General features: G+C 51.2%; 14 protein-coding genes. 5 read left to right on the forward strand and 9 right to left on the reverse strand.

All coding sequences use genetic code 11. The features are described from left to right. Positions 1 to 169 precede the first annotated feature (169 nt). Both ACP3TC_RS21125 and ACP3TC_RS21130 read left to right on the forward strand, forming a co-directional pair. Positions 170 to 1,102, forward strand: coding sequence for a sugar kinase (locus ACP3TC_RS21125; RefSeq protein WP_313854854.1), 933 nt, complete (start codon positions 170 to 172; stop codon positions 1,100 to 1,102). Positions 1,103 to 1,268: 166 nt separating this feature from the next. Continuing rightward, positions 1,269 to 1,529 carry a type II toxin-antitoxin system prevent-host-death family antitoxin gene (locus ACP3TC_RS21130; protein ID WP_426817200.1) on the forward strand — a complete coding sequence of 87 codons (261 nt, stop codon included), beginning with the start codon at positions 1,269 to 1,271 and terminating at the stop codon, positions 1,527 to 1,529. 296 nt (positions 1,530 to 1,825) lie between these two features. On the opposite strand, the gene ACP3TC_RS21135 is transcribed toward ACP3TC_RS21130, so the two are convergent. The 8 genes from ACP3TC_RS21135 to bcsR form a co-directional block, all read right to left on the reverse strand. Beyond that, positions 1,826 to 3,316, reverse strand: a complete 1,491-nt coding sequence (locus ACP3TC_RS21135) for a M16 family metallopeptidase (protein ID WP_426817201.1) — start codon at positions 3,314 to 3,316, stop codon at positions 1,826 to 1,828. Positions 3,317 to 3,582: 266 nt separating this feature from the next. Then, the gene (locus tag ACP3TC_RS21140; RefSeq protein WP_313854847.1) at positions 3,583 to 4,857 is read right to left on the reverse strand and encodes a dicarboxylate/amino acid:cation symporter; all 1,275 of its coding nucleotides are present in this window, start codon (positions 4,855 to 4,857) and stop codon (positions 3,583 to 3,585) included. Positions 4,858 to 5,048: 191 nt separating this feature from the next. Then, entirely contained in the window at positions 5,049 to 7,073 is a 2,025-nt protein-coding gene (gene hmsP / locus ACP3TC_RS21145) for a biofilm formation regulator HmsP (RefSeq protein WP_426817202.1), read from the reverse strand. A gap of 167 nt (positions 7,074 to 7,240) precedes the next feature. Next, positions 7,241 to 10,696 (reverse strand): cellulose synthase complex outer membrane protein BcsC, encoded by a 3,456-nt coding sequence (gene bcsC, locus ACP3TC_RS21150; RefSeq protein ID WP_426818310.1) that lies wholly within the window; start codon positions 10,694 to 10,696, stop codon positions 7,241 to 7,243. Between the two features lie 44 nt (positions 10,697 to 10,740). Beyond that, entirely contained in the window at positions 10,741 to 13,068 is a 2,328-nt protein-coding gene (gene bcsB, locus ACP3TC_RS21155; RefSeq protein ID WP_426817203.1) for a cellulose biosynthesis cyclic di-GMP-binding regulatory protein BcsB, read from the reverse strand. 10 nt (positions 13,069 to 13,078) lie between these two features. Continuing rightward, positions 13,079 to 15,673: a UDP-forming cellulose synthase catalytic subunit gene (bcsA, locus tag ACP3TC_RS21160; RefSeq protein WP_426817204.1), complete on the reverse strand. Its 2,595-nt coding sequence runs from the start codon at positions 15,671 to 15,673 to the stop codon at positions 13,079 to 13,081. Further along, positions 15,670 to 16,401, reverse strand: coding sequence for a cellulose biosynthesis protein BcsQ (bcsQ, locus tag ACP3TC_RS21165; protein WP_313854842.1), 732 nt, complete (start codon positions 16,399 to 16,401; stop codon positions 15,670 to 15,672). The genes bcsA and bcsQ overlap by 4 nt, the downstream gene beginning before the upstream one ends. Then, entirely contained in the window at positions 16,401 to 16,610 is a 210-nt protein-coding gene (bcsR, locus tag ACP3TC_RS21170; RefSeq protein WP_313854840.1) for a cellulose biosynthesis protein BcsR, read from the reverse strand. Before bcsR ends, bcsQ begins: the two co-directional genes overlap by 1 nt. A 165-nt stretch (positions 16,611 to 16,775) precedes the next feature. On the opposite strand from bcsR, the gene bcsE reads away from it, so the two are divergent. Genes bcsE through bcsG form a run of 3 tightly spaced genes read left to right on the forward strand, consistent with a single transcriptional unit; the run spans position 16,776 to position 20,175 of the window. Then, entirely contained in the window at positions 16,776 to 18,329 is a 1,554-nt protein-coding gene (bcsE, locus tag ACP3TC_RS21175; RefSeq protein WP_426817205.1) for a cellulose biosynthesis protein BcsE, read from the forward strand. Positions 18,330 to 18,334: 5 nt separating this feature from the next. Next, on the forward strand, positions 18,335 to 18,517 hold the full coding sequence (locus ACP3TC_RS21180; protein ID WP_426818311.1) for a cellulose biosynthesis protein BcsF: 183 nt from the start codon (positions 18,335 to 18,337) through the stop codon (positions 18,515 to 18,517). Continuing rightward, positions 18,514 to 20,175 carry a cellulose biosynthesis protein BcsG gene (gene bcsG / locus ACP3TC_RS21185; RefSeq protein WP_426817206.1) on the forward strand — a complete coding sequence of 554 codons (1,662 nt, stop codon included), beginning with the start codon at positions 18,514 to 18,516 and terminating at the stop codon, positions 20,173 to 20,175. Before ACP3TC_RS21180 ends, bcsG begins: the two co-directional genes overlap by 4 nt. 181 nt (positions 20,176 to 20,356) lie before the next feature. Here the strand turns inward: bcsG and ACP3TC_RS21190 are convergent, their stop codons facing one another. Continuing rightward, the gene (locus ACP3TC_RS21190; protein WP_426817207.1) at positions 20,357 to 25,651 is read right to left on the reverse strand and encodes a hypothetical protein; all 5,295 of its coding nucleotides are present in this window, start codon (positions 25,649 to 25,651) and stop codon (positions 20,357 to 20,359) included. Between the last annotated feature and the right edge of the window lie 111 nt (positions 25,652 to 25,762).

The raw sequence follows: 25,762 nt of genomic DNA on the forward strand, positions 1-25,762 counted from the left end.
CAGCTCCTTAACTTTTCAATCGAATTAATAGCGATCACTTTAGCGGTCAGCCAGGCTATTTAATCATCATATATTCGCTGTAAATAAATTTAAAACAGCGTTTTAAATCATTGACTGAGGCTTGATGCAAAGCGAGACTAGGAACTGATATTTCCTGAGGCTGGAAACCATGACGCATAAAAAAATTGCCATCATTGGCGAATGCATGATTGAACTGTCGCAAAAAGGCGCAGATTTAAGCCGTGGATTTGGCGGTGATACCCTGAACACCGCGGTCTACCTCGCACGTCAGTTGCCCGCCGGCACGATCGCGGTCGAGTATGTCACCGCGCTGGGAACCGATACCTTCAGCAACGAAATGATTGACGCCTGGCAGCAGGAAAATGTCAGTACCACGCTGGTCCAGCGCATGGAAAACAAACTGCCAGGGCTCTATTTTATCGAAACTGATGCTGCGGGAGAGCGCACTTTCTGGTACTGGCGCAATGAAGCGGCCGCCCGTTACTGGCTGGAAAGCGAACGCGCCGATGAAATTTGTGAAGAGTTGGCGCTGTTCGATTATCTCTATCTGAGCGGTATCAGCCTGGCAATTCTTAACGACAACAGCCGTGCCCGACTGATGACGCTGTTAGCCGAGTGTCGCGGTAACGGCGGTAAGGTGATTTTTGATAACAACTATCGCCCGCGCTTGTGGCAAAGCCGTGAAGAGGCGCAGCAGACTTACGCCGCGATGCTGGCCTGCACCGATATCGCGTTTCTGACGCTGGATGATGAAACCCTACTGTGGGGTGAAGCGACCATTGAGCAGGTTGTGGCGCGCACGCTTGCTGCGGGCGTTGAAGAGATTGTGATTAAACGCGGTGCCGAATCCTGCCTGGTTGCGACCGGTGATACGCCATTAGTCGAAGTGCCTGCGGTCAGACTCGCCAGCGACAAAGTGGTGGATACTACCGCAGCAGGTGACTCTTTCAGCGCCGGTTATCTTGCGGTACGCTTATCCGGCGGCAGTGCAGAGCAGGCCGCCGGGCGCGGTCACCTGACGGCCAGTACCGTTATTCAGCACCGCGGGGCGATCATTCCCAAAAGTGCTATGCCACAATAAGTGCAGTTAATCTTCCAATCAGTGCCCTGCCGGGCACTGTTAACTCTATGGGTAGTCAGAGCATAACCAATGTGATTAAGCGCCAAATCGCTGAGATTACCGCAATCCTTTTAACTCCGCCCTACACCTTGCCACTCATTTACGTCACGCCTGCCAGTGCTTCGTCATGATTTTCGAATTAGTCGAACTAAGGTGGACCATCCTGTCATTAGCACCTTTAGCTTTTGAGCCGCTGATGAAAACGCAGCGCGAACCGATTGAGATCAGTAAACATGGTAAACGCGTTGCTGTTCTGATTTCTGCAGAAAAAACGACCAAATCGAGGTATGAAAACTTCTGCACCTTCAAGCTGAACTGGCCCAGTCTATTGCTCAGACTAAAGCAGGCCTTGTTCATGATGGTGATGCAGTATTCGATGAGCTTATGAAGGATATGTAAGTGAGCGCTGCAAACTAACGGAAAATGCGCTAATGGATTTGCGCGACACCCTGCATTTGCTGGCCTCTCATCCAAATATTAGCCGTACAGAAGATTTAACCCTGTTACCCGGAGTGTTCAGTTTAAGCTATGTGATTTATTACCTACAGCCGCCTGGCGGTGTTGAGGTGATCGGCGTTATACATCAGAGCCGGATGCCGAAGATATTACTTACGCGAAAGCTGTAAACGGGGTTACTGAAATCCCTAAACGGGAGCCGTTTCCGGCTCCCGCCCTGCAATCCTGTCAGGACTGCGGAACCGGAATATCTGACACTTCCGGTTTATTGATGTCAGCCGGTGCGCTGGCCGCAGTCGCCGGAGTCATAATGCGCTGCCAGCTCTCCTGCAGTGATTTGACATTGGTTTCGGCTTCACCCTGCGGCTGCATCAGCACCATGGTCAGTTCCTGCGTTAGCTGCTGACGTAACTCCTGATTTAACATCGGCAGCGTTAATTCAGACAGGAAGGCCTGGCGCAGTTTCTGATACTGCTCAGGAGCGATATCCACCACCGCATTCTGCTGCGAGCGCAGACGCTGACTCATCAGCACATCAGTACTGGTGCGCGCATAGGTAGCAAACAGCTTGTTCAGCTCAGCGGTTTTCTGCACCATCAGCGCATCAAACTCATCCTTTGGCAGGCCGTTATCACGAATATTCGCCAGCTCGCGGGCAATGAGATTCATATTTTCCAGTAACGTACTGTTGCTGGAATCCATATTAATTCCGCACTGGGCGCGCTGATACAGCACACGGCAATCGAAACCCACCTGCACGCCCTGCGCTTTACTGTCACTCAGCACCCGCTGCACATGCCAGAACAGCGCCTCACGTGCCAGGTCACTCTGCCAGTAACGCGTCAGGTTTTGTGAATCACGAATCGGCGGCCAGGCGGTATCCCATATTAGCGACAGGCGATCCTGGCTGACGTCATTATTCACCAGATTGACCGGCTGATGCGGCAACGGCGAAAGAGTCGGCATCGGTGAAGGCGCTTCACGCTTGCCTTCCAGCGAGGAGAACGCTTTATTAATCTGCTCTGACAAGCTGCGGGTATCGACATTACCGACCACAAACAGGGTCATCGCATCAGGGGTATACCACTGCTTGTAGAAGCTGCTCAGCTGGTTGATATCAACAGGCGCTTTGGCGGGTTCAGAGGGATCGTGCCCCAATAACAGTGAGCCTTTTAGCCGGTAGCGCCACCAGACATCCTGGGGATTCGTCGGCCAGGTTTTCACCGGGTTATCAGCATTGATCGCAGTATTCACCACCTGATCGTTAATCGTCATTTTGCCGGCAGTAGCGGCCAGCCAGCTCAGGGCATCTTTGACCACTTCCGGGCGATTGTTCGGCAGGCTGAGATTATAAAGGGTGAAATCATACGAGGTAACGGCAGGCGGCAATGGGCGGCTTGGGTCGATGCCCTGGGCCCACAGTGCTCGCTGCTGCGTAGTATCCAGCGCGGTATTATGCACCAGCGCCAGACGTGGTAATAAGTGGCTGAATCCGATCTGTTGGGCGGTCTCCACCAACGATCCGGTATTCACCAGCAGTCGAATTTCGACCCGGTCACTGGGGCGCTGCGGCGTACTGAGCACCTGCCAGTTAAATCCATTTGCTAATTTCCCCTGCTGCCAGGCAGGATCTGGTTGTAGTGTTTCAGCCTGCACCGTGTAACTGACTGTTGCCAGTAACAACCCACCAACCAAAAGACGTAATCTGGTGCCCTGCATGTGAACCCCTACTCAATAACAAACCAATAATAATCACTGGCGCTACGTTATCCTTTGTTATCAGTTCATAAGATCACAAAGGGAAGCTGCTGTTTTAAGAGAACAGCTTCTTAGACCACGCGATTAGAAAGATGTCGCGCAACGAAGTGAAATATCATGAAAAAAAATGCTAAGTGGGGATTATTATGCAAATGCCCGCAGCAAGGGCAAGCTGCTGCGGGCATTTCAGGGGCTTTTTAGCTGAATTAGTCGCTCAGAGTGATTTTTCAGGCGGTTTTTTCAGTTTTAACCGATGACGACAGCGTTTCTTTCATCTTTTTCTCATCCAGCTGTCCAACCCATTTGGAAACAAACACCGTCGCCACACCGTTACCAATCAGGTTAGTCAGCGCACGGGCTTCCGACATAAAGCGGTCGATACCGAGGATCAGCGCCAGGCCCGCCACCGGCAGATGGCCCACCGCTGAGAGGGTAGCAGCCAGCACGATAAACCCACTGCCGGTGACGCCTGCCGCGCCTTTCGATGACAGCAGTAACACGACCAGCAGGGTAATCTGATGGACGATATCCATATGGCTGTTGGTCGCCTGAGCGATAAACACCGCGGCCATAGTCAGATAGATTGAGGTGCCGTCGAGATTAAACGAGTAGCCGGTCGGAATCACCAGTCCCACCACCGATTTCTTACAGCCCAGCCGCTCCATCTTCTCAAGCATGCGCGGCAGCGCTGATTCAGAAGAGGAGGTGCCAAGCACAATCAGTAATTCTTCTTTGATGTAACCGATAAATTTGAAGATATTGAAGCCGACGTAACGCGATATCAGCCCCAAAATCACCACCACGAACAGCACACAGGTGATGTAGAAGCAGATAATCAGCTGTCCGAGTTGCACCAGCGAGCCAACGCCATATTTACCGATGGTAAAGGCCATCGCGCCGAAGGCGCCTATCGGTGCCAGACGCATAATCATATTAATGATGCCAAAGATCACTTTGGAGAAGCTCTCAATGACATTGAAAATCATCGTGCCTTTATCACCGAGGCGATGCAGGGCAAAACCAAACAGAATGGCAAACAGCAGTACCTGCAAAATATTCCCGCTGGCGAAAGCGCCAATCACGCTGGAAGGAATGATATCCAGCAGGAACGGTATTACCCCTTGCTGCTCAGCCTGCTGGGCATAGACCGCCACCGCAGAGGCATCCAGCGTGGCCGGGTCGACATTCATCCCGGCGCCAGGCTGCACAATGTTGACCACCAGCAGTCCGATAATTAGCGCAATGGTGCTGACAATTTCGAAATAGAGCAGTGCTACCGCACCGGTTCGCCCGACCGCCTTCATACTTTCCATACCGGCAATACCGGTAACTACCGTACAGAAGATGACCGGGGCGATAATCATTTTAATCAGTTTAACGAATGCATCGCCAAGTGGCTTCATCTGCGCGCCCAGATCCGGGTAGAAATGCCCGAGCAGGATGCCGATGGCGATAGCAGTAAGAACTTGAAAATAAAGGCTTTTGAACAGTGATGTTTTCATAAAAAGCGTTTCCGTTTGCGGCCGAACATGCGATTTACATCGCTATCATTAGAATTGAACAACAGCGCGGAAAATAACATCGGGGTAACAAGATTGATATATCTTGACACAAGCTGATGAAAGCATAATCAATAACTATGAACTGAAACGCTTCAGCATGAAAATCCATAACCCTGGATTAACCTAAAGCGTTATCTGGAAGGGTTTGATTTCAGATAATCCGCACGCAGTAACCACTGATCAAAACTGGCCAGCGGCAATGCCGGAGAGTAGAGATAGCCCTGACCAATATTAATCCCGCGCGCCAATAGCCAGTCGCGCTGCTCGTCAGTTTCCACTCCTTCAGCCACCACATCAATATCAACAATTTCAGCGATCGCCGCGATGATTTTGACCATAGTATCGTCAGCAGGCAGTGCCGATACAAAGCTGCGGTCCATCTTCAACTTACTGATTGGCAATGATTTAAACTGGCGCAGATAGTTAAGATTGGAATAGCCCATCCCAAAATCATCCAGCGCTACCGCCACGCCAACTCGCTGCAATGCACTTAACAATGCGGCGGCCTGTTGCGGATCGCCAATCTCGGCGGTCTCGGTAATTTCCAGCACCAGACTGCCAGGCAAAATTCGATGGCGCGCCAGCAAATCTTGTAAATGCGGCACGATGCCGGGATCGCGCAGCTGTACCGCTGAAATATTGACGCTAAGCGGCAGAATAATATCGCGCTTTTGCCAGCCGGCCAGTACGCGACAGGACTCTTCAAATACCCAGCGGCCCAAATCGCCAATCACGCCAAGCTCTTCGGCACCGACAATAAAATCTTCCGGCAAATTGTAGCTGCCATCCGGCTGACGCATGCGTAACAGCGCTTCAGCCCCCACCAGCTCACCGGTTTGCATATTGACCTGGGGCTGCAGATAGAGCGCAAATTGTTCCTGTTCCAGTCCGCGCAAGATGTCATGTTCCTGCGTCAGGCGCTTTTGCGCGCGCTCGGTCAGCAGCGGATCATAAAACAGAATCTGATTTTTCCCCTGATGGCGCGCCGACATCATCGCTGAAGTCGCGCGACCCAGCAGGTCAGCCACGGCGAGGGTGGCGGCATCACGCTGCGCCATACCAATACTGGCAACCGGACGAATTTGCATATGTTGCAGCGACACCGGTTGTGTCAGACGCATCATCATATTGCGCGCCAGACGCACCGCGCGAAACGGGCTGTTGGCCCTTTTCGCCAGCAGCGCAAAATCACTGCCGTTCAGCTGCGCCAGCACCGTTCGGTCATCCAGACAGCTGCGAATTTTTTCCGTCAGCGTCAAAATAAGGGTGTCGCGTTGTTCATCGGTCAGAACGCCATTGGCTTCCTGCAAAGTCTCAACACGCAGTACCATCACGGTAAAACCACTGAGCGTACCGGCCGATCTCATATGCTGCTCCAGCAGCGCAAGAAACAGCGTTCGGTTTGGCAAATCGGTCAGTGCAAAGTGAGTGGTCAGGCGGCTCATCTCATCATGTATTGATTCCAGCACCTGCTGATTGCGATTATAACTGCGAATCAACATGCCAATTTCATCATCACGATGCAGCGGCGGAATAGTCAGTTTATGGGTGAGAATATCCTGCGGCGGCAGCGCCTGCAGCTCGCGTGAAATATCACGCAGCGGATGAATCACCAGCCGGTTGATACACCAGCTGATCGCCACTGACAGGATCAGCGCCAGCAGCAAATAAGTGGTCAACATGGTGGCGACGGTGCTGAGGATAAACTGATAGACACGCCATGAGTCAGCCTGCAACACCAGATATGCCAACGGTTTCGGTGCCGCAGTGCGCTCCGTTGCATAGAGCGGCACCGTAATCTGCACCGGCAGTTCAAACACGCGAGCCACCAGCCGTGGCACCGGTTTTTCCGGCGAAAAATCCGTGTGCAACGCCTGAAATGCATTCGGCAGCACCACATCAGCTCGTGACAAAATTCCCGCCGGTTTAAGCGAATTAAGGATGCTCTCTGCCTCAGGGATGTCGGCGCGCAGTACCGCTTCAGACAAGGGCTGACGAACGGTGTGCGCGATGTTTTCCATTTGCTGGGCGTAGTCAACCCTGCGCTGCTGCACAAAATGGAAAAGCTGAATAACGATAAAGATGCAGATGGTGATAATGGCAATCGCTGAAACCGTTGCCATCTGCTTGATCGTAAGTGAACGACTAACGCGCAAAGCTGTTCTCCAGGCTCCTCGTAAGGATAAGTAGGAAAAAACTGTCCAGAGTATATCCCATGCTTTCAATTTTATATGACAGCAGAATGCCTGATAGTGGTGTTTAAGTCTTTTCCGAGTCGAAACCCTCGTTCAGCAGTAAAATAACAAGATTTTACCGCAACATACTATTTAAAATCGGCATAGGGCGTCAGCGGTTGTGGCGGCATATCCAGATCGCCTTCCCAACCTGCCAGCGAGTATCGCAGATAGAGCAGCCCGTGGCTGGGGGTATAATCTTTTGCCTGCTGAATATCAATGCCAACACCCAGCGTCCAGTGCGCGGTTAATCGCCGCTCTACCAGCGCGTGCAACGTGTAACCCACTCCACCACCGGAACTGTCGGATGAGATCGGATTCGCCGTGGTCTGAAAACCCGGGTTAACCGGATAGCGCGCCTGCGCTTTGGTGGTTGAGTGTGACCATGACACTGAACCGCCCAGTTCATACGACCAGTTTTCGCTACGCTGACGCCAGGTCAACGGCACCGCCAACGAGAAATAACTTTGCGGACTGTAGTAACCGCCCTGACCAAATGCGTAGTCACTCAGGTCTTTCTGGTAATGCCACAGCATGCTGTTCAGACCCATCGTGGCGCGACGGTTATTTTCATTAATGAGCTTATAGTAGTAGCCCGCCATCAATCTTTCACGTGAGTTGTTCGCCACGTTTTTACCGGTGATTTGGTGCGCGCTAAGATCCGCCCATACGCCATGCGCGCCGCCCCGATCGTAGCTCATACCGATGCTGCCACCGGTGGCGACCACCCCGCCCCAACTGCGGCCTCCTTCAATACTCGGATCGCGAGCGCCAGCAAAAGAGAGTAGCGAGCTGGCAATTGGACGTCGTGAAGCCGTAAATGACAAACCGATATCTCTGTAGTCGGTATCCCAGCTGACGCCCCCCACCCAGTTCACCACCTCAAAACCGACTGGCGTGGTGCCAATATCGGCGGACCAGCGATCGTTGCGCCAGCCAATCGCCGGAGCCGTGCCTTCGGCACGCTGTTTCAGATCGCGGCTACAGCCATTGGTATTGTTGTCAGCGCAGCTGCCGAACACGTCGCGATGAGACCCGTCAGTGGTAGAGAAACTGCCTGCCGAAGCGGCAACATGATCCAGCCGCAGAAAACCTTTGCCATCGGCCAACGGTGTTTCCGCTTCAAACATGGTGGTGTGGGCGGTAAAGTCAGAAATTCCGCCGGTTCCTTTATTACGTGAATAATCCTGCTCCAGCGTCAGCGTGGTGTCCTGCTGGCGATACAGATCGGCGGCATCGCTGCGTATGCCACGTTTCAGCCAGTCATCACGCGCGTCATTGCGCATTAGCCGGGTGAATTCATTATTATCCGGCGGAAGTTGCCGGGTGATACCGCTGGCAACCATCGCCTGACGATAATCATCCAGTGCTATCTGCGGCTGGCGCTGTTCAGTTTCCAGCCGCGCCGCGTCGCGAAATACCAGCGCACTGCTTTGCGACGGCATCTCTTTAGCCGCACGCGCTTTCAGGCCGTGATACAGCGTGGCTGCACGCTGAGTTTCACCGACGCTCTGCCAGGCACTGGCAACCCGACGTTCAGTGTTACTGCTTTCGGCTACTGCCGCTGGCGGCAGTGATTGCAACGCGCTACGTGCCTCGGCACTGCGCTTCAGCGCCACCAGCGCATCAATTCGTCCCAGCGCGGCATCATTGTCTTGCGGTAGCCGGGTGAGAACCTGCTGATAACCCTGCAACGCCTGAGCGGCGTTGCCGCGCGCCAGCGCCCAGTCCGCCAGCGTATTATCACGGCGCGCCGAGAATGGCTGCTGCTGTAACAGCGCAATCGCTGAGGCTTCATCGCCTGCGTCACGCAATGCACTGGCACGCTCAAACACTTTGTCCTGCTCCAGTCGCCCGGCAAGACTGACAATATCTTCGTCCCATTGCGCTCTGGGCAGAGTACTGAGCTGCGCCAGAGCCCGATCGCGCCGATCGCTGCCCGAGAGATACAGCCCGTAAGCATAAACCTGCGCCGGATCGTCAGCACGCTTACTCGCCATTGCCGCCATCAGCCGATCCGCCTGCTGCAGTTGCCCTGACTCACGCAAAGCGCCAGCCAGACGATAGTTAAGCCAGACGTCATCCGGCGCATCGCGCTGTGCCCGACGGTATTTCTCCGCCGCCTGCGCCCAGTTGCCCTGCGCGGCCAGCGCATCCGCTTCCGCCCGTTGCGCATCGCTGCGCAGGTCATTAAGCGTATTGCCCAGCGCACGTTGCTGGGCGGGTGTCAGCCGGTTAATAAAATCGACCGCCTTTTGTGGCGATTGCTGCTGATACAGCGCCGCCAGACGACGAGTCGCGGTACCATTGCCCGGCTCAAGCCGCAAGGCATGAAGAAACTGCTGTTCAGCACTGGCGTTATTTTTATTCGCCAGCGCCACGTCTCCGAGGCCAATCAGCGCATAGCTGTCGCTGTTATCCAGCGTACGTGCCAGCTGATACTGGTGCTGTGCTGCGGTAATATCGCCCTTCGCCAGCGCCTTATCGCCTTTATCAATTGCCAGCCAATAGCGATTCGATGTCAGCAAACTACGCCATTTACCGATACGGGTACTTTGCTGGCCCGCCTGAATCGCGCGTTCAAAATAGCCAATCGCGCTAGCCCGACGATTAGCGCGCGATTGCGCCTGTCCCATGGCACCAAGCAGTTCGGCATCGTCCGGTCTGGCCTTTAGCGCCGCCTGTAATGCAGGAATCGCCGCCGCACCTGCTCCTCTGTCCACTAACGAAATCCCACGCTCACGCTGGCGAAATATCGGATCGGCCAGCAATTTTTGTCGACGCTCCAGCTCCTGTTGGCCATTGCGCTGCGCATCTCCGCCAGTAAACGTCTCCAGATACCGCTTCAGTTCGGCGACACTGCTCTCGGTAACCGCCTGCGACTGAATTTTTGCCAGCCATAGCGCTCCCGCCGACTCACGGCCTGCCGGGTCCTGCGCCACTTTTTTCAGCTCAACAATGGCCTGATTGTTTTTGTTGTTCTCCAGCTGCATCCGGGCAATCTGTAATCGCAGGCCGGAATTACCCGGATACTGCTGATCCAACGCCTGTAGCTGAGCTAACGCCTGCGGCTGCTGGCCGTCTATGCGTGCCACCAGCCGCCAGTATTCCAGCGCGATATCGACGCCCGGAAACTGGCGGTTAAAGAGTTTGTCGTAAGCGGCTTGCGCCTCTTCAAGATGACCCGCCGTCGCCAGTAAACGGGCTTGCTGCAACTGCTGGCGTCCATCCGGGGTGATCAGCAGCATACTGGCAGCCGACTGCTTTGCCGCCTGAGAATCTGCGGCGGTTTTATTCAGCTGTTCCATCAGGCGCTGAGCTTTGGCCTGATCGCCCTGACGCAGCGCCAGCCGCAGCTGCGCGGCCAGCACTTCAGGATTATCCGGATCGATTTTTTGCAGCCGGTAAAGCGACTGCGTCACCAGATCGAATTTATTGGTGGCTTCACCAATACGTATTTGCTGCAGCAACCACGCTACCGGTGCCACTTCGTGTGACACGGGTGTCTCTGCCGCCACCGCAGCAATTGGGCCAAACAAAGCCATGCCGGGCAGTATCAGGCCCAGCCACGGCAGCGCTTTAATGGCCACTATTTATCATCCTCATCGCCAAAGCGGCGGCGGCTGACCAGCCTCATCACCCGCCAGATCAGCAGGGCAAACAGCACGACGACGATCACCGCGAATACCGCCAGCCATACCGGATGTGTTGCCAGTGCATTCCACACTCGCTCCCACCACGGCAGATAGCCGACGTAGTAATTATCCCCTACGCGCAGGCTGTTTACTCCGGATTCGCGCACAATCGCCACCGTACCGAAAATCGCCGCGCGCTTACCGGTATCCAGCAGCGCATTATTGAGTAATTGCCAGCCACGAGAACTGTCGGCCAGCAATGCAATGACGCTACGCTGTTCGTCAAACGGTGACTGAAAGCCAACAATCGCCGCCAGCGGACCGCTGGAACTGATCGCCGTATGGCTCTCTGCTTTACGGTCGCTGTCGGAAACATCGCTGTTATCGCCCGTCGTTCGACGATTCGGCGTGTTTACCCAACTTTTCGCCGCCTCAACCAGCAAATTGATCTTCGTATCATCACGCAGATTCTCCGGGATCGTGCCGATCATCAGCAGATCGGCATCACTTCCCTGCGCCTTATTCCAGTCATCGGTCAGTTGGATTTTCAGCGCCGGATAACCGGTCTGCGCACCCACCGTCCCGAGCGCATTCAGCAGAGTACTGATTTGCTCCGCGGAAGGCTGCGGACTCATCAGTACCAGCGTCTGCGACAGATCGGTATAACGGCTGAAAGGGAAACCAGCGTTAGCAAAGGCACGCAGTGAGGGCATCTCGATATAGTGGCGATAGCCTGAGAAATCCACCGTCGATGTACCGTCAATCACCACATGATTACCAACCGGCGTCACCGTTTCGCAGCGGCCATCACTGGTGCCGCCGATAAAGGTGGTGGCGTAATCAAAATCAAACCGCATCTGATTCACCACACCAAGCCGTAACGCGGGGATGGTCAACGCGGTATTGCTATCCTGAAGCCCCTGAATCAGCGGGATATGCAAAAACTGCTTACCCTTATCCTCTTTTGCCAGCAACGGATAATCCTGCATAAACTGATTGTTCAGGTGAATCGCCAGACGCGAACCGTCGTTATTCTGCAACGGCGAAGTGTAGCGATAGTGGATGTCCATATTGATGCCACGCGCCCGCACCAGGAACAGATCGGGTGGCAAATTCATATTAAGCACTATCGGAGCAGGTTGAAGGCCGTCGGACTGCAGCTGAGTTTCATAAGCCTTCAACTCGGCAAAGGTGGTCGGACGATCGGTTCGTACCCAGCGAGGCGCATCATAGGGCTGCCGCGCCTGTAATGATTTCACACTATCAACAGCCGATGTCTGACCCCGCAGCAGCACCTCACCTTGCGCAATCCCTTGTACTGCGGTGATCAGGTCCTGGTCATCACGCCCGAGTATCAGCAACATTTTCTGATAAGGATTATCCGGCTGGCTGACGATCTCCACGGTCGGTTTCTGCACCGCAGGATAATCCTTCAAAAAATCTGGCCGCTTATTATTGGTGGCAAATACCACCGCATGCTGCTGCTGCGGCAGCTGGTTGTACAGCACCGGATAGGACTGGCCGCGCCAGTCTGCCTGCACGCCAAACCACGATGCCAGTACCGCCGCAGCCTGCTGCGCAGCGAGATCCGGCGCGCTGGCGAATATCATCGGCAGCGTCAACGGACGGTTATCGCGGGCATCAAAAAAGGGCTCCGGGAAGTGCGAAAGGTCATTTTTCAGCGGCAATTTTTGCAATGTCAGGTCGAGCGAGCTGTCTTTACCGATATCCAGCCAGATCGAGCTATATGCCGGGTTTTCACAGACGTTGGTGTAATGCCCCACCAGCTCCATTCGGATCTGATTGAAGTCACCAATAAATCGCGGATCGATATTGATCTGCACATGATTATCTTTTCCCAGCTGATCTGTCGTCAGCGTTACCAGCCCGACTAACTCATCATTCAGATAAATTTTCAGATGCGATAACGTCGGAATCAGTGCCGGAGAGGGACGAAAGTGAAGATTCAGCAGCGCCCTGGTGACCACTTCGTCACTGCGCACGCCAAATTCAATCTGCCCCTGAGGTCGAACGCCGCGCAGGTTAAACGTTCCGGGCGGGGGCGCAACTTTGCTGAATGGCAGCACCACATCGCGTAACGGCGCAGCAGGATCGACCGGCATCGGCGCAAAATCGGCGGTCGGGGCATCACTGTTTAGCGGCATGACCGATGGCGATGCCGTCTCTTGTGTCTGCAGCGGAACAATTCCTTCAGGAGCCGCCTGGCACAGCGGCATCGAACCCATCAGCATTGCGGTAAACCAGCTTAATTTTCTCATCATAGTGTCATCATCATGTAGTGAGTTTCGCCGGGCTTCTTGGGAAAAACGAGGCGATCCAGAGAATAAAAGTGGTCAATAGCCTGAACAGACGACGCACGCCTGTTGGCCCATATTCCGCCAGACGGATATAGCCTTTGAATCCCAGCAACATAATGTCGGTCAGACTCTGAATAGGCTTATCTTCCGGAAAACCGTCCTGCCACAACGCCCAGGTATCCGCCCGGGCGAAAGTGCACTGAATAAATTCGATATTCTGTTTAGTGGTTAACTCTTTCAGGCTGATCCCTGCTCGCCTGCCAAACACGCGCTGTACATAGCAAGGGAAGCTGAACTCCTGCTGACCACGTTTAAGCAGCAGAAAAATCTGCTCGTTATCCTTCAGCATTCCCTCTTCACGCAATTCAATACCGACACTGGCGTCGGAGTAGTCACGCAGGGTACAGGGCAACATATGTCCGTCGGCACGCATCACCGCCGCCGGCATCGCAATTTCTACCCGGTGAGATTCCCGGATCTGACGCGCCTCGACGGAAACCGCCACTGCGCCGCCGAGAATAATCATGTTGTAAAAAACCCAGAGTAAACTGACCAGTACGGTCAGCATTTCGGTTTCTGGCCCATAGCTAAAACGCCAGATAGCGGCAAAAACGCCGGCAAGATTGAGCAGTACCAAAAAGATATAGGGCCGGGTAATCACCCAGTCGAGATGCTGACTCTCAACCAGCCCGCCTTTGGCGGTGACGTTAAATTTGCCTTTATGCGGATTAAACAGCGCCACTGTGGTGGGCCGGGCGATATACCAGGCCAGCACGGTTTCATAGATATCACTCCAGAAAGAGTGGCGATAACGCCCCTGAATACGTGAGTTGGTAAGGCTGGTATGAATCATATGCGGCAGCACAAAAATGGCGATGGCCAGCGCTGGCGCGAAAATGATGTAGGCATGGCACAGCAGAAAAGCCAGCGGTGCCAGCAGGAAGATCAGCCGCGGAATACCGGAAAGAAAATGCAGCATGGCATTGGCATAACAGAGCCGCTGTACCAGCTTCAGCCCCTTGCCGAACAGCGGATTATCCAGCCGGAAAATTTGCGCCATACCGCGCGCCCAACGAATACGCTGACCGATATGCGCCGATAAACTCTCGGTGGCCAGCCCGGCCGCCTGCGGAATGCGGATATAGGCTGAGGTGTAGCCTTTGCGGTGCATACGCAGCGAGGTATGCGCGTCCTCGGTTACGGTTTCCACCGCAATCCCACCGACCTCGTCCAGTGCTTTACGTTTTATAACGGCACAGGAACCACAGAAAAAGGTGGCATCCCAGACGTCATTACCATCCTGCACCAGACCATAAAATAGCGTGCCTTCGTTCGGCGTACGGCGAAAACGGCCCAGATTACGCTCGAAAGGATCGGGGGAGAAAAAGTGATGCGGCGTCTGCATCATCGCCAGTTCGGGCTCTTTTATAAACCAGCCCATGGTCATTTGCAGGAAAGAGCGGGTTGGCACATGGTCACAGTCAAAAATCGCCAGATATTCGCTACGACAAGCCACGCGTAGCGCATGATTAATATTGCCTGCTTTGGCATGTTCATGGGTGCGGCGCGCGAGGTAATTGATGCCAACGCTGTCGGCAAACTGGCGAAACTCCGGGCGATTACCATCATCAAGCAAATAGATACAGATTTTATCCTGCGGCCAGTCAATACCCAGCGCGGCATAAATCGTCGGCTTCACCACGCTGAGCGGTTCGTTATAGGTCGGGATTAACAGATCCACCGTTGGCCAGCTGGCGATATCTTTCGGTAACGAAACCGGCTGACGATTAAGCGGCCACAGGGTCTGAAAATAGCCAAGAATCAGTACCACCCATGAGAAGGTCTCAGCGGCTATCAGCATCAGGCCAAAGGTCAGGCTGAGTGGATCATCCCAGTTCAGCGTGGCGGTGTAGCGCCACCACAAATAGCGACAGGAGACCGTCAGCGACAGCACGATCAGCATAGTGGTTGATAAACGCCCCGGGATCCGGCGCACGACCATCGCCACCGACCACAACAACACCACGAATATAAACTGAGTAAACAGGTCAAAAGGCTGGGAGATGCATAATATCGCCAGCAAAGTACCAATGGTGGCACAGACGCCATACAACAGCTTACGCACCCCTGGACTAAGCTGTTCCAGCCTTTTCTCCGTGCGCGCTTGCAGGTTTTTTTTCGCCGCACGTTTAGGCAGGTTATCGAGCCACAGATTAAAGCGCTGACGCCATTGATATAGCGAATGGAATGCATTGAAGCGCTGGCGCTGACTGCGGGTTGAAGCATCCACCGGCAGAAACAGAATTAGCCACAGGCTTTGTACCAGATACCGCAGCGCATCAGCCGGGCGCGGGCGCTCAGGAGAAATCTGCGGATAAAATAAACGTCGCTGGTCGATAATTTTTTGCCACGCCGGCGTCTCTAAACGCAACAGCGACCAGCTGAGAATAATCCACAAACAGTGAATCGAGGCGGCAAATCGGCTGGCGCCATTGCGCCGCCAGCCACTATATCGCTGACTCAGTGCCTGTCTGGCGGGCGGTATTAACAACCAGCGTAGCGGGTTCATTTTCGCGCCTCAGCGAGATTGATCAATAACCAATTGGCCAGCGTGGTGATCTCCTCCGCTGCCAGGCTCTCGGGGCGATATTCACCCGTCGGTTGTTTTACCAGTAATGCTTCTGCCATCGCTTCATCACGATGAATAACAACCGGAATCAGCCTGTCCAGCGTGCTGAGCCATAGCTGTTGCAGATCCTGTTGTGACTGACTGTTAGCATTAAAATTATTGATCAAAAATAGTGTGTTACTGCCTGGCTGCCGTTGATGCAGGTGAATATGGCAGTTGGCATCAGCCGTTATCACACTGATAACACGATCGGCGTGGGCCAGAATTTGTCGCGACCAGCGGTTTTGTTGCGCCGGAACATCCAGCAGCAACCAGCGATAGTCGGTTTTTAGATCGGTAAGATGTTGTAACCACGACAGTAAAATATCGATACCGCCCGCCTCCAGCGTCTCACACTCCCGTTCGCTGAGGGTGCCAAAAGGCACCAAATCCAGGCCTGGCAAATAACGTAATGCGCTCTGCTGCCAGTCGTCACTGTCCAGCGCGCCCCGCATCCAGCCACGTGTCAGCCCGACTGGCGCATTGAAATGCAACGCCAGTTGATTGCTGCTGGAAAAGTCCATCGCCAGCACTTCCTCACCCAACTGATTAAAAGCCCAGGCCAACGCGGCGGTGACTGAACTGGCTCCCGTGCCGCCACGAAGCCCCTGCAGTGCGATAATCGGCATTATTGACGATTCTCCTGAGTGTCGGGAAAGAACTCCTGCAACAATGACCAGCGCGAAAGTATATTTTCGAGACGCTCGTCTCTGGCAATGTCAATATAGTGGAATGCGTTTAAAGAGAATGCCTCGCTCAGCGCGCTGATATCATCATGCTGCCCGCTGGCGTTGGCCACAACAGAAATGGCTATATCACTTTTATCATCGATCGCCATGAAAACCCGCCTTTTTTCTTGCGGTTAATATACGGCTAAGCCATTTGGCTCATAAAAATGTGACGGCTTATTTAGTGCTATACACTATTTTTAAATTACAGTTAGTGCCAGAGGTTCCTTTCTATAATACAGTAGTCCTGGCTTACCAACTTTGCGAAACATCACATGACGCTATCATATACGCTTGGTATTGATCAGTTGCAGTGCGAGTTAATGCTAATGCAGCCGCCGGGTTGCTATTGGATAACCGCCGATCGCCAGCCAGATGCCCGTTTGCTGGCACGGCAGGTTATTGCCGCGCAACAGGCATTAACCCTGATAAGCAACGCCGACAGGCCGCAGGATTTATTAACGCCTGCGCCCGCTGGCATTACGCAAAAAATCCCGATGTACTCACTGCCCGCAACACGTAAGGCTCTGATAAATATTGATGAAGATCTGTCACGTGCGTTAGCGCCCCGGCCAGGGCTGATCCTACTTTATACCTCATATTCGTCCTGGCAAACGTTAACTACCACCGAAATCTCATCATGGCTTAAAAAAATTACCCGATTGTTAATCACGAAACAATCCACGCTATTAATTATTTCCTCCGGTGCAGGTATTAATAACCTGCGAAACCAATTACAAGGTTTTTTTCGCTATCTGGATGGCACTTCACATCTGGAATGGCAACAGGACAGCTGGAATTACAGAATTAACTGGTGGTGTAATGGCAATCAGCTTATGGCCGACCGTGCTGTTCGCCTGGGCATTAAAGATGAGATTTATCTGTTAATTAATGATGACGAACAGAGCAGACCACTGACGCTGGATGATGAGAATAGTTTTATTGCAGAAAAGCATGTTTTAGAAGGTGCACCGCCTTTATCACATCAGTGGCTTATTTTTGAAAATAATGACGCCGTTTATTCCCGCGCGCAGCAGGCCAGCTCAGCGACGGTTATTTTTAGCCTCAGTAACAATCAACAAATTAATACTCTGGCACAGAGTATTCACAGCCTGCGTCGGGCGCGTGGCAGCGCGATGAAGATTGTGGTGCGTGAACTGGAAACCAGCTTGCGTTACAGCGATGAACGATTACTGCTGGCCTGTGGCGCCAACAATGTAGTGCCTTTTGATACCACGCTTTCGAAATTTCTGACCACGCTTGAAGGCCTGCAGGGTCAACGCTATCTTCGTCATGTTCCGGCCGATCTGTCCCGGTTACTGGCGTCAATGCAGCCACTGCATGAAAAGGGCTATCTGCCACTGGAACGTTTCTGCGACGCGGTGACGTTACTGATCGGTAATACTCAGCTGCCCGAAGATGGTAAGGGGTTGTTAGTCGCGCTGCGCCCGGTGCCGGAATTGCAGACCGACCAGGCGTTAACATTGTGTAAGCCAAGACGTTATGGCGATCTGGTCACCATCATAAACGACCGACTCTACCTGTTTCTTTCTTCCTGCCGCTTTAACGATCTTGATACTGCTTTAAAATCTATTTTTCGCCTGCCTCATAATGAAATTTTCTCCAATCGGCTTATTTGGTATGAAGATCTGCAAATCTTGTCAGAAGTGAGGCAAATTAAGGGGCTGATCCCCACCGCATGGCGTGATGTTAAGCCGGTGAGTGAGGCAGATAAAGTGATTGATAAACAGGATAAAAAACCTGTTTCACGCCGCGTGCCTCAGCCCATTACTCTGGGTGTCGGCACCCGCCAGGCCAGCCAAAAATGAACATCATGGACGCGGTGCAGATTCTGATATTACTGCTGATAATTTTGCTAATTTTAAAGCCATTTTATACCCGCTGGTTACCAGCAACATGGCACCGTATTATCCATCGCATTATGCCGCCACGCCACCTGAAGTATGAGGGGACTTGGCATCGAAAATCCTCAAACAACAATGAGGATAAATCATGAGTGATCCGAAAAGGCCATACCGTTCCTCTCCCTCGCTGTGGGCCTGCTGGCGCGGTCTCGAAGGCTGGAACTTCTATTTTCTGCTGAAATTCGCGCTGCTGTGGTTCGGTTATCTCAATTTTCATCCGTTAAGTAACCTGGTTTTTCTCGCCTGGTTGCTGTTTCCAGTTCGCTCTCTGCGCCTGCATCGCATTCGCCACTGGATTTCAATTCCCATTGGTTTTGCTCTGTTCTGGCACGATACCTGGCTGCCAGGCATTGCCAGCATAATCAGTCAGGGAGGGCAGCTGTCTGGCTTCTCCTTCGACTATATTGTTGATTTACTGAATCGCTTTATTAACTGGCAAATGGTGGGTTCCGCCTTTGTGCTGCTGGTTATTTACCTGTTTATTTCACAATGGATTCGCGTCACGGTGATCGTCACGCTGCTGCTGCTGTGGATTAACCTGGTGAATATTGCCGGGCCAGCATTCTCTTTATTGCCAGATAAAATCGCGACGCCAGCAGTGATGTCAGACAACCAGACGCCGGAAAAACCGCAAGCGGCATCGCAAAATGTGCTCGATCAGTCAGCACCGCCGACCAGCGCTAACCTGACGGCATATCTCAATCGCTTTTATGACGAAGAGAAAAAGCGCGTCAGCCATTTTCCGCAAACGCTGCCGCCAGACTCGGCGCCGTTTGATCTGCTGGTTATTAACATCTGTTCACTTGCCTGGTCAGATATTGACGCGGTGCAGCTGCGCGATCATCCGTTATGGAAGCATTTTGATATTCTGTTTAATAACTATAACTCGGCGACCGCTTACAGCGGCCCGGCAGGGATTCGCCTGCTGCGTGCCAGCTGCGGACAGAGCTCACATCACGATCTCTATCAGCCAGCTGACAGCCAGTGCTATATGTTCGATAACCTGGCGAAGCTGGGCTTTAAAACTGAGCTGATGATGGATCACACCGGCGAGTTTGGTGGCTATCTGGATAATCTGCGCAAAGACGGTGATATGCAGGCGCCGTTGATGTCGCTGGCGGGCATTGATCCTGAACTGACCTCATTTGATGGCACACCGGTATTCAGTAATGCCGAGCTGATGCGACGCTGGCTCGATAACCGCCAGAAAAGCAGCGATACGCGCAGTGCCACTTTCTACAATCTGATTCCACTGCATGACGGCACGCGTGAACTCGGCAGCACCAAAACGGCGCCATATCTGCCACGGGCCAAGGCATTGTTTGACCAACTGGACACCTTTTTTACCAATCTGGATAAATCAGGCCGTCGGGTGATGGTGGTGGTGGTGCCTGAGCATGGTGCAGCGGTGGTGGGCGATAAAATGCAGATGTCTGGTTTGCGTGATATTCCCAGCCCGAGCATTACCCACGTGCCGGTGGGAATTAAGTTTGTCGGCATGAAAGCACCCCATCAGGATCAGCCGCTGAGCGTAAATACGCCAACCAGTTTGTTAGCGCTTTCCGACCTGATTTCCCGGGCAGTGGATGGCAAAGTGTTTAACGCCGCCAATGTTAATATGTCGGCGCTAATCGAAAATCTGCCGCAGACGCCGGTGGTGTCGGAAAATGATAATGCCGTGGTAATGATGTATCAGGGCAAGCCGTGGATTCGACTTAATGGCGGGGATTGGGTCGCTTATCCGCAATAGCAGCACAGCCACCTCGTCGGTGCTTAAGCCAATTTTTCGGCCATCGCACTACGGGGTGGATGCCAGCAGCAGGATAAAACGAACTTGCCCGCCTTGCCCGCCTTGCCCGCCTTGCCCGCCTTGCCTCGCGGCTACGGCGGGCAAGTAATACTACTGCAACCCGGTCTGTCTGGCGCACAGTTTAGTTTTTCGATTTTATCACCTGAACAGCGCTAACCGGCAGTTCTCCCCAGTCACTATCCGGAAATTTACCCATAAAAAACACTTCATGTTCTTTTTTAGACAGTGGGAGCATAGTTAAAACACTTTCTAATTGATTTGATGTTATCAATTTTTTATCAAGTGCATAACCAGCATATTTTTTAACTACCTGTGGCGCGGTTAAAAACAGCCCTTTATTATTGCCCGGATTTAATTTAACCAGGACGTTATTATCGTTACCTTCACTTTTAAAAAAATCTTTAGAAATCTTTTTTTCAGTCGATAACGATAACGCTTTACCTCTGCTCCCGGTTCCGCCTGCATGTATGAAGACATTTTTCAGATAGGTATCAAATTTTTGTACCGCATCAGTACCACCGATATCCTCACCCACACTGTGGCGACGAATAAGCCCGCGAGAAAGTATTTCATCCTTAGTTCCGGCGTGAGCACGATATAACTCATTGCCTACTTTATAGTCGAGTTTATCAAGATGCTCTATTTTTGAAATAAATTTATCTTTAGTGTTCATTAGCTCATGAAACAACTTATGATCCGGGCTTTCCAAAAAGGTGGTAAACGCCGCCTCTTTTGATACAAGGTCTTCGATGCTGACAGGGCTGGGTATACAGGTGACATCATCCACTGAACGTTTGATTAAACATTTAAATCCACCCACTTCGGCAACGGGTTGATCGGCTTTTATATTCAGGCTTAACGCGTTTTTTTCTAAGGCCTCTACTTTTACCGCATTTGTTCTGAATTCTGTTAAGTCAGATTTAAGCTTATGCTCCATTGTTTTCATCTGGCCAGCAGACAACTCAGGTATCTTATCGTTAACTTTAGGATTAATGTTAGCACGATCAAAATCCACTAATCTGAATTTATTTTTACTCTTATCGAACATGATATTACCGGCATTAATATCCAGATGATTAATACCGTTTTTCTGCAAATCGGCGAGCACGTCATTGACGACAAACTGCATATTTTTTTCATCCATCAGTAATGCTTTAGCACTTCTGATAGTCGGTAAGTCAATATCTTCCAAAATCGAACTTAAAGAATGACCCGGAACTTTAGGCATCGTCACTGAGACAGTTTTAGCACCTGCCACATCATCAATAAAGACAACGGATGATCCCTCGCCATAAAGACGGTTATAAGCCACGGCGTTATTATTGGCCTCGTGCAATGCACCCGAATAGCTGCTGGTTTTCGCCTCCGCTGAGGATAGCGCCTCTTTAGAGAAAGTCCCCTCTTTCAGTGGACGCTTATATTCTTTAACCATGAAATTGTCTACATTGTAGACCTTTGCTGCGGTTCCCTCACCAACAGGCGCAGTAAGTCGGTAATCTCTGCCCATTTTTGCTGATATTACGACATCCGGCAGCTTGAAATTGCCTCCTGCTTTTGGCAACGCAGACTTTATTGTCGTTGCCAGCTGATGACGGAAGAATTTTACGGCCTGAGCTAACTCGATACCCGTATCAAAAAGACCGGTCATTAATGCGCCAAATACCGCATCCATCTTTTCATCCGGGGTGTCTGCGATGAAGTACCTGGCAATCTGCATCGCAGTAGCGCCAGTACCCATGGCCGCACTGCAGAATATACCCAGCGGGCTGGCCGGTGTGAATATGATTGCCGTTGACAGTAACTCAGCCCCTATCCTGAGGAGCGCATCACCTGACTTCTCCATTAGCGTCTTTATCATGCTGTCAGCATCATCTGTCATTTTGTCAAAATGACGTTGCGCCAGCTCTGATTTGTAATTATCTACGCCACTGTATTTTACCGGATATTCATAAAAGTAGGCCGCATGCATCGCGTCAGTTAAGTGTGGTTCAAAAGAATTCTTTACTGCGTTTTTCTGCGAGTCATAATGTGAAAGGTGGCTTAATAACCAACCCTGAACGTCCTTATCACTTTCCAGTTCTGCTGCTTCGGGAACGATCCTGCACTCCTGCTTGAGCAGTGAAACAGCTAAATAACGGTCTGATGCTCCTTGCAGGGCGACAATATCAGACATCTTATTATCAAATATTTGTAATACCTTAGGCTGAATTTTTCCCGCAAGGAAATTATCAATGGCAACGCCAAACTCTTTTTTCTCGCTGTCTGTCGCACTTTTTTTATAATCTAACAGAGCATTTCTGATTGCAATATCATTAAACTTTTCTACTACATTTTTCGCATCAGGACGCGAGATACTTTCCTCAAGTGTTTGTTTTAACCTTTCCTCAACTTTACCTGGCAAAAACTTCAGTCCTGAAAAGTAAGCGTCGGGGTGATCAACCGTATAATCTTTTCCATTTTCATCTTGTTTAATATCAATTCTGATATTGCCAAATAAAGAAGAGTGCTTATAAATAGCGCCTATCGCGATCTCTTTTATTGTAAAATCTTGTCGTGGTACATCAAGGCGGCCAGGCGCAGACGCTATGGTTATGGAATCATTAAGCCGCGCATTCTCCAGGCCAGGTATTTTCCTCACCTCATCAATAACAATATCTTCCAGCACGGTATTGAAATGGAAGTTTTTTGCATAATCCGCAATAGCCGATTTTCCTTCATTAAATCTTTCTACCGAATCAACATATTTATCCTGTGTTATCAGGGCGCTTACGCCATTATTTTTTGCTGCCGACTCGACATATCCACTTATTTGTGCATCGGAGATGACAGAAGATAAATCGTTAACTGTTTCTGCTACACCGGCCTCAGTATACCAAAAATCATAATTGGCCAATATTCCATGCTGGTTAAAAAGAGTTTCTTCTTCTATATCCTCATGCATATTACTGTAATGCAGGGCGTATACCTCCATCATCTTGCTAATATGATTATCATCAAAACTCTTCGCAGCCAGTCGCACTTCGGCTCCGCCATCAGGGAAATAATAGCGGCTAATCTGATTCTCTACTCGAATTTCATGCGCCTGGCGCAGCCCTTCCTCCACCAGTGAAAGCATTGGTGGCGTTCTGGAGAAGAGAGGTTCCATCTTCTTCTCCAGACTACCAGCCTGAAGAAGAGGATCGTTAATTTCACCTTTCACCAACATTTTACTCAGCTCATAGATAAACTTCTTCTCTTTGAGCATTTCGCCGGGTAACAGATCTTCAGCCAAACCTGCTCTGTCCCTGGCGATAATCATTGACTGAAGAATCGGCTTTTGAGAGCGATTTTCGTCGATATATTTTAAATCATTGAGATATTGCTGCGCATAACTTTTGCGTGCATCGATTACCAGACGGTTTACTACGCTCTCTGATATTCCGTTAAAATCATCTGACATCTGAGCACGGATAATACCCGAGCTGGCGTCTCTTATCGCCTGATGGATTTGAGATACATTGGCGTCAAACACAGGCTTTTGCTCAGGTTGCTCTTGCCCAACGTATTTTTTTACGGTTTCCTTAAGCGAGGGTGTCCATTGCGCGGGTAATAACATTTCCCAGCCTTTAAGATAGCCCTCATCTCTTTCTATTTCTATCACCGAAAGGGCTTCTTCAAGGTTAAGCGTTTTCCCCCACGTTTCTAAACCAATTCTGCTGGGTTGCAGGAGTCTCACTTCAGGAAAACGGGAAATTTCCTTTTGATACTCTGCGGACAAAGAATCCATAAACTGCTCGGCTGACTCCGATTTAACCTCATCACTGACGCTCAGTTTAGTTACCCATACATTGGGCACAGGACGGGCTTCAGCGCCGACTATCGCGCCCAAAGCGCCGCCCACCACCGAGCCAACAGGACCAGCCACTGCCATACCTGTTACTGCCCCTGCCAAAGAATTTAGCCCCTTATCAGATAACTTAACTAAGTAACTGATCGGATCCCCCTGGCGGGTCAGGCTATAGGGCGTGGTCGGTATACCCTGTTTTATTGCTGTATAGACTTTATCTCGCGCATAGATCATTTCGTCAGCCGATACTTTTCCCTCATCAACGTTGCGCAGATGGGTTTTATCCAAATACTTTTGTAGAAATTCTGTCACTCTTTTCTTTTCTACCAGAGTATTGGCGTGCAAATCAGCACCTTTGCGAATGCCAATAACATTGCCCAACGTTGACGTCAGCAATCCACTCAGCGTTACCGGCTGTGATGACTTGTAACCCGCTTTTTTCAACATCTGGTCTAATGCGCCATTAATTTGCTGTTGAAAAGAGCTTCCTTCTTTGCTGTCCATCATCATTAACAGGCCGACTGCCTGTTTTTTTACCTGATTCTCCAGCTCCTGAGTAAGACCATGTTGTTTAACGTTCTGGAGTATATGGAAAAGCTCAATTACTGCAGGTAACCCCGGGTGCAGACTGGCTGACAAATGCGTTAATGCCGATGGCAGCAGATTGCTGACCATTCCCCGAAGATGATGAACAGGATTTTCTACGATAGCCGTAATGTCGGGTACCGCGGACGCCGCTGCCCGATGAAACTCTGCGTTTAATAGCATCATGAGGTCAGGACATTTCTCTTTCAACGCTTCAAAAGACAGGTCATGACCTAATGTATTTTCAGTTAACAAACGCAGTTGTGAATCACTGAGTGCGATTGGAAATAAAGGCCCCCGCGTACTGGCTTCCGTCATTAATTTTTCGAAGCCATTCGGCTGTGACTGGGCCAGAATCGTTTTTGACTTCTCATCATCGTTTAATTTATCGCGCACCAAAAGAATAAGGGAATCTATATCCGTCGGTGAGGCTGATTGAAATACTTCACGCGCCTGCGCGCAGGCGCGTGAAGGATCATAAACCGCTGATGCCTGCGTCCAGGGCAGAAGGGACTGCGCAAATAATTTTGCCGCTCCCAGCAGGGATAACCCGCCGGCCGCAGGAGCTGCGCCCTCGCCTGATACTTTCTGCTGCTCAGCAAAAGCTTCATTCCACTTTGCTGGATTCTCCCCAAGCTTATCCCGCAGAGCGTTGCTGAAATTCTCCAGCTCCCCTGCTCCAATATTTTCGCTTGTTTTTCCCTGGTGTTTTGCCAGTAAACTTTTTAGAAAATCCTCAGAATCAGAAAGTTCTGTCGCGTCAGAGTCGCTGTTCTTAATATCGTTTTTTTCATTTTTATAAAGTTCTTGCGCCACTCTATTTAATAAATCGCGTTCTGGCGCAGTAAACTTTTCATTTGTTTTTATCAGCTTACTGTAACAATTGCTCAGGTCGTCACTCATGCGTTCTGTCGCGACTTTTAACGATGCATCAGGAGATTCTGAGTGGGATACGCTCGGGTTGCTGTACGTTTCTGGTGTAAGTTTAGGTGATATCGCTTTCATTATAAAATTCTATTCCAGTTTTCTATTACTCCGGATACTAGATATATTCAAAGAAAGTATTTTTCGTAAAAAACATTTTTCTTACGGAAATAATGTATGGGAAAGTAAAGA

The organism is Winslowiella sp. 2C04 (genome assembly GCF_050037805.1).
Taxonomy (GTDB): Bacteria; Pseudomonadota; Gammaproteobacteria; order Enterobacterales; family Enterobacteriaceae; genus Erwinia; species Erwinia toletana_A.